We start from the raw sequence: 6,000 nt of genomic DNA, 5'->3' as shown, positions 1-6,000 counted from the left end.
CCCGATATCACCGGCCGGAACCCCGCATGAAACGTCCCCGCCCTACCCGACGCGCCTGGCTTCTCACCTTCGCCCTGCTTCCGGCCGTGGCCTTCGCCGCGTGGCAAGCGGTCGCGCCAAGCCGGGCGCCCCTGGTCACCGCGCCCGTCACCCGTGGCGATATCGAAAACAGCGTCACCGCCCTGGGCACCCTGCAACCGCGGCGTTATGTCGACGTCGGCGCCCAGGCGTCCGGGCAGATCCAAAAGATTCATGTGGAAGCCGGCGACGAGGTGCGCGAAGGCCAACTACTGGTTGAAATCGACCCTTCCACACAAAAGGCCCGGCTGGACGCCGGACGCTTCTCCATCGAGAACCTCAAGGCCCAGCTTCAGGAACAGCGTGCCCAACACGACCTGGCGCAGCAGAAATTCCGCCGCCAGCAGCAACTCAAGGCCGGTGGCGCCACCCGCGAGGAAGACGTGCAGACCGCCCAGGCCGAAGTGCGGGCGACCCAGGCGCGCATCGACATGTTCCAGGCCCAGATCCGCCAGGCCCAGGCCAGCCTGCGCAGCGACGAGGCCGAGCTGGGCTACACGCGGATCTATGCGCCGATGAGCGGCACCGTGGTCGCCGTCGGTGCCCGGGAAGGCCAGACCCTCAATGCCCAGCAGCAAACCCCGCTGATCCTGCGCATCGCCCGGCTGTCGCCGATGACGGTCTGGGCCGAAGTCTCGGAGGCCGACATCGGCCACGTCAAGCCGGGCATGACCGCCTACTTCACCACCCTGGCCGGCGGCAGCCGGCGCTGGAGCAGCACCGTGCGCCAGATCCTCCCGGTGCCGCCACGCCCGCTGGAAGCCAGCCAGGGTGGCAGCCCCAGCGGTGGGCGCAGCGGCAGCGAACGAGTGGTGCTCTACACCGTGTTGCTCGACGTAGACAACGCCGACCGCAGCCTGATGACCGACATGACCGCCCAAGTATTTTTCGTCGCGGCCCAGGCCCAGAACGTGCTGACCGTGCCCACCGCTGCGTTACAGGACAACGCCGGCCAGGTGCGGGTGCTGGCCGACAATGGCGATGTCCAGTCGCGGACCGTTCGCACCGGCGTCAGCGATCGACTGCGCATCCAGATCGTCGACGGCCTGAGCGAGGGCGAACAGGTGCTGATCGGACCGACCACCGGCAGCGGAGACTGAATGAACACGCCCCTGATCGAACTGCGGGACATTCGCAAGGCCTACGGCGGTGGCGACAGCCCTCGGGTGGAGGTGCTGCGCGGCATCGACTTGTCCATTCACGCTGGGGAGTTCCTGGCGATTGTCGGCGCGTCGGGCTCCGGCAAATCCACCTTGATGAACATCCTCGGCTGCCTCGACCGCCCCACCAGCGGCGAGTACCGTTTTGCCGGCGAAGACGTCGCCAATCTGGGCAGCGACGAGCTGGCCTGGCTACGGCGCGAAGCGTTCGGCTTCGTGTTCCAGGGCTATCACCTGATTCCTTCCGGCACCGCCCAGGAAAACGTCGAGATGCCGGCCATCTACGCCGGCACCTCGGCCGCCGAACGCCATGCCCGGGCCAGCGCCCTGCTGGAACGCCTGGGCCTGGCCAGCCGCACTGGCAACCGTCCCCATCAATTGTCCGGCGGCCAGCAACAACGAGTGTCGATTGCCCGGGCCCTGATGAATGGCGGCCACATCATCCTCGCCGACGAACCCACCGGTGCCCTCGACAGCCAGAGCGGCATCGAGGTCATGGCCTTGCTCGACGAACTGGCAAGCCAGGGCCACGTGGTGATCCTGATCACCCACGACCGCGAAGTGGCGGCCCGGGCCAAGCGCATCATAGAGATCCGCGATGGGCTGATCATCAGTGACAACACACCCTCTTCGCCACACGAGGTGCACGCCAACCCCAAGGCCCTGCAAGCCGTGGACCTGCGCCAGCGCCTGAGTGCCGGCAGCGAACACAACGGCGCCTGGAAAGGCGAGTTGCTCGACGCCGTGCAGGCCGCGTGGCGGGTGATGTGGATCAACCGTTTCCGCACCGCCCTGACCTTGCTCGGCATCATCATCGGCGTGGCCTCGGTGGTGGTGATGCTGGCCGTGGGCGAAGGCAGCAAGCGCCAGGTCATGGCCCAGATGGGCGCCTTCGGTTCCAACATCATCTACCTCAATGGCAGCGCACCCAGCCCGCGCGCGGCCAAGGGCATCATCAGCGAATATGACCTGGCCGCCCTCGCCGCCCTGCCCGAAGTGCAGCGGATCATGCCGGTCAACGGCGCCGACGCCAGCGTGCGTTTCGGCAACCTCGACCACACCAGCTACGTCGGCGGTAACGACACGAATTTCCCGATCATCTTCAATTGGCCGGTGGCCCAGGGCAGTTACTTCAGCGAGGCCGATGAGCGTAGCGCTGCCGCAGTGGCGGTGATCGGCTACCGGGTCCGGCAGAAACTGTTCAAGGACGTCGCCGACCCCGTCGGCCGCTACATCCTGATCGAGAACATGCCGTTCCAGGTGGTCGGCGTGCTGGCCGAAAAAGGCGCCAGCTCCGGGGATTCGGACGCCGACGACCGCGTCGCCGTGCCCTACTCCGCCGCCAGCGTGCGGCTGTTCGGCAGTCGTCATCCCGAGTACGTGGTGATCGCCGCCAAGGACGCGGGCAAGGTCAAGGAAGCCGAGCAAGCCATCTCCCGAACGCTGCTGCGCCTGCATGACGGCAAGCAGGATTTCGAACTGACCAACAACGCCGCGATGATCCAGGCCGAAGCCCGCACCCAGGGCACGCTGTCGCTGATGCTCGGCGCCATCGCGGCGATTTCGCTGTTGGTGGGCGGCATCGGCGTGATGAACATCATGCTCATGACCGTGCGCGAACGGACCCGGGAAATCGGCATCCGCATGGCCACCGGCGCTCGCCAGCGCGACATCCTGCGCCAGTTCCTCACCGAAGCGGTGATGCTCTCGGTGGTCGGCGGGCTGGCGGGCATCGGCCTGGCCCTGCTGGTGGGCGGTGCGTTGCTGCTGGGCAAGATCGCCGTGGCGTTCGAATGGCTGGCAGTGTTCGGCGCCTTCGGCTGCGCCCTGGTCACCGGCGTCGTCTTCGGTTTCATGCCGGCCCGCAAGGCCGCCCGCCTCGACCCGGTCGCGGCCCTCACCAGTGAATGAACCTCATCCCATGAAAGCGTCCCTGACCCTCCTGGCCGCCAGCCTGCTATTGGCGGCCTGCGCCAGCCCGTTGTCGCCTTCGGACAGCGGCATCCAGCCACCGCCGGCCTGGCAGCACCTCGACACGCCCAGCGCCCGAGCGGTAAACCTGCAATGGTGGACACGCTTCGGCAGCCCACAGTTGAACCGGCTGATCGAACAAGCGCGCCTGGACAGCCACGACCTCGCCGCCGCCATGGCCCGGGTGCGTCAGGCCGAGGCCAGCGCCGTCATTGCCGGCGCGCCGCTGCTGCCGGAGATCAGGGCCGGGCTCAACGGCAATCGCCAGGAATTGCTACGGGGCAAGGGCTACAGCCAATTGGACGTCGACCGGAACAACCGCACCATCGATTACTACGACGCCAACCTCAGTGCCACTTATGAGCTGGATTTCTGGGGCGGCAAACGGGCGGCCCGGGACAGTGCGTTGAAGACGTTGTCGGCTAGCCAGTTCGACCGCGCGACGGTGGAGTTGACCCTGCTCAGCGGCGTCGCCAACAGCTACACCCAGGCCTTGTCCCTGCGCGAGCAACAGCGCATCGCCGAACAGAACCTGGACAACGCCCAACGCGTGCTCGACCTGGTGCAGACCCGCTACGACGCCGGCAGCGCCACGGCCCTGGAACTGTCCCAGCAGAAAAGCCTGGTAGCGGCCCAGCAACGCCGCTTGCCCCAAGTGCAGCAGCAGGCCCAAGAGGCGCTGATCACCCTGGCCACACTGCTGGGGCAGCCGGTGCAATCGGTCAGGCTCGAAGACGAAGGTTTCGACCGCCTGCACTGGCCCGCCATCGACGCCGGCGTACCCAGCGAATTGCTGCGCCGCCGCCCGGACATCGCCGCCGCCGAAGCGCGCCTCACCGCTGCCCAGGCCGACATCAGCGTGGCCCGCGCCGCCATGCTGCCCTCCGTCACCCTGGGCCTGAGCCTGGGCACTGGCGCCGACATCGCCGACCAGTTGCTGCGCAACAACTTCTACAACCTCACCGCCGGTTTGGCCGCGCCAATCTTCAACAACGGCCGCCTGAGTGCCGAACGCGACCGAGCCACCGCGCGCCAGGAGGAACTGCTGGAGCTCTATCGAGCCGCTATCATCAACGGCTTCGCCGACGTCGAAAAAGCCCTGAACAGCATCAACGGCCTGGACCGCCAACGGCAATGGCAAAGCGAAGAACTGCACCAGGCCCAGACCGCCTTCGACATCGCCCAGCGCCGCTACCAGGCCGGTGCTGAAGACCTGCTTACCGTGCTGGAAACCCAACGCACGCTGTACGCCGCGCAGGATATGAACGTGCAGTTAAGGCTGGCGCGGGTACAGGCGAGCGTGGCGTTGTACAAGGCGTTGGGTGGGGGTTGGCGGGTGATGTAGGTCTCGAACACACCTTCAAGCCAAGTGACAAATGAAAGAGAGGGAAACGTATCTTCTGTGGGAGCAAGGCTTGCCCTGGGGATCCAGCAGATGGTCGAGCTGAGTGATACCTGTGGCGAGGGAGCTTGCTCCCGCTGGGCTGCGCAGCAGCCCCAATGGCCGGCACCTCGGTGGGACAGAGGTTTTGAGGGGGCTGGTTTGGGGCCGCTTCGCGACCCAGCGGGAGCAAGCTCCCTCGCCACAGATAAGTCCCACGCTTCATAAATGGGGTTCGGCTTTGGTTCTGTTTATCCGGCCATGTAGGACTCCCGAGCGAGGCTACGCTGCCTTGCGTCATTGCCTACAACTGCGCCAGAATCCGCCGGCTTGTGCGCCTGGCACCCCATCGATAACTTGTTCCCCGTCACTGCTCATCAGTGATCGGGTCTGCAAGCCCGACGAATATCAGGCGCATAGCCAAAGGTCGACACATCTGTGTTCGTTCCATGGCGGCTATGTGTGGGAGACCTTCGGGTCTGCCGGGTTCCTGATTTCCCGGTCTTGCAGACCCGCGCATAGCTGCCACCCATCATCTGCAAGTGATGACTGGCAGCGCCTTTTGAATAATCAGGAGCTGCACCATGTTCAAGATCACCCCCAATCCCCCCGCAGACGATTCGAAAAAACTCAACGAAGCCGCCGACCGCGCCCTCGCCTTTTACCTCGATTCCAAACCTGAAAAACCCAATCCGCCACCGGGCCAGTTGTTCACGGTTGCAGAAGGCGCGGACATGGAATGTCTATTGGCCAACCTCAGCGAAACCCTCGCTTCGGTCAACGTCATGGCAAGCGAGCAGGCCTTTGAACTGGAAGGCTCGCGGCGCCATTTTGCGCTGGGCATCCAGCAAATGATCGAGTTGGCAGAACTGCTGGCGAATCGCGCCCTGGACATCGCCGCGCCGCGCTAAACGCACTCAAGCCAAGTGACACCTGTGGCGAGGGAGCTTGCTCCCGCTGGGCTGCGCAGCAGCCCCAATGGCCGGCACCTCGGTGGATCAGATATTTTTGAGGGGGCTGGTTTGGGGGCTGCTTCGCAGCCCAGCGGGAGCAAGCTCCCTCGCCACAGATAATTCCCCTCCTTACAAAGGGTGTTCGGCTTTGGTTCTGTTTATCCGGTCGTGTAGGACTCCCGAGCGAGGCTACGCTGCCTTGCGCCATTGCCTACAACTGCGCCAGAATCCGCCGGCTTGTGCGCCTGGCTCGTGGCTTTTACTGTTTCCGGGTCGCTGATTTCAGCGATCGGGTTTGGTAGCCCGCGAGTTAACTAGGCGCAAGCGCCACCTCCTACAGATGCTTTCTCGGCGTCTGTTTCATGGTGGCCGTGCGCAGGGCGTCTTCGGGCGCGCCGGGTTCCTAGTGCTCCGGTCTACCAACCCGCGTACGGCCGCCACCCCATCGTTTGGTAGC

At 65.2% G+C, this 6,000-nt stretch carries 4 protein-coding genes; all 4 read left to right on the top strand.

What is annotated here, in order from left to right; translation table 11 throughout:
• Positions 1-26 precede the first annotated feature (26 nt).
• The 4 genes from BLT00_RS24680 (at position 27) to BLT00_RS24665 (ending at position 5,501) form a co-directional block, all read left to right on the top strand.
• Positions 27-1,178 carry an efflux RND transporter periplasmic adaptor subunit gene (locus BLT00_RS24680; RefSeq protein WP_092150390.1) on the top strand — a complete coding sequence of 384 codons (1,152 nt, stop codon included), beginning with the start codon at positions 27-29 and terminating at the stop codon, positions 1,176-1,178.
• On the top strand, positions 1,179-3,149 hold the full coding sequence (locus BLT00_RS24675) for a MacB family efflux pump subunit (protein WP_092150388.1): 1,971 nt from the start codon (positions 1,179-1,181) through the stop codon (positions 3,147-3,149).
• A 10-nt stretch (positions 3,150-3,159) separates the two neighbouring features.
• A complete protein-coding gene (locus BLT00_RS24670; RefSeq protein ID WP_092150385.1) occupies positions 3,160-4,554 on the top strand; it encodes an efflux transporter outer membrane subunit in 1,395 nt (464 codons plus the stop codon).
• Positions 4,555-5,174: 620 nt separating this feature from the next.
• Positions 5,175-5,501, top strand: coding sequence for a DUF6124 family protein (locus tag BLT00_RS24665; protein WP_092152581.1), 327 nt, complete (start codon positions 5,175-5,177; stop codon positions 5,499-5,501).
• The last annotated feature ends 499 nt before the right edge of the window (positions 5,502-6,000 follow it).

The sequence above is a fragment of the Pseudomonas sp. NFACC51 genome, assembly GCF_900103575.1.
GTDB classification, from domain to species: domain Bacteria; phylum Pseudomonadota; class Gammaproteobacteria; order Pseudomonadales; family Pseudomonadaceae; genus Aquipseudomonas; species Aquipseudomonas fluorescens_Q.
Note: the sequence above shows the minus strand (reverse complement) of the source record. Positions and strands in the feature narration are given on the sequence as shown.

Coding starts and splice junctions, on each gene's coding strand:
- BLT00_RS24680 (WP_092150390.1), top strand. CDS start 27: ATGAAACGTCCCCGCCCTACCCGACGCGCCTGGCTTCTCACCTTCGCC.
- BLT00_RS24675 (WP_092150388.1), top strand. CDS start 1,179: ATGAACACGCCCCTGATCGAACTGCGGGACATTCGCAAGGCCTACGGC.
- BLT00_RS24670 (WP_092150385.1), top strand. CDS start 3,160: ATGAAAGCGTCCCTGACCCTCCTGGCCGCCAGCCTGCTATTGGCGGCC.
- BLT00_RS24665 (WP_092152581.1), top strand. CDS start 5,175: ATGTTCAAGATCACCCCCAATCCCCCCGCAGACGATTCGAAAAAACTC.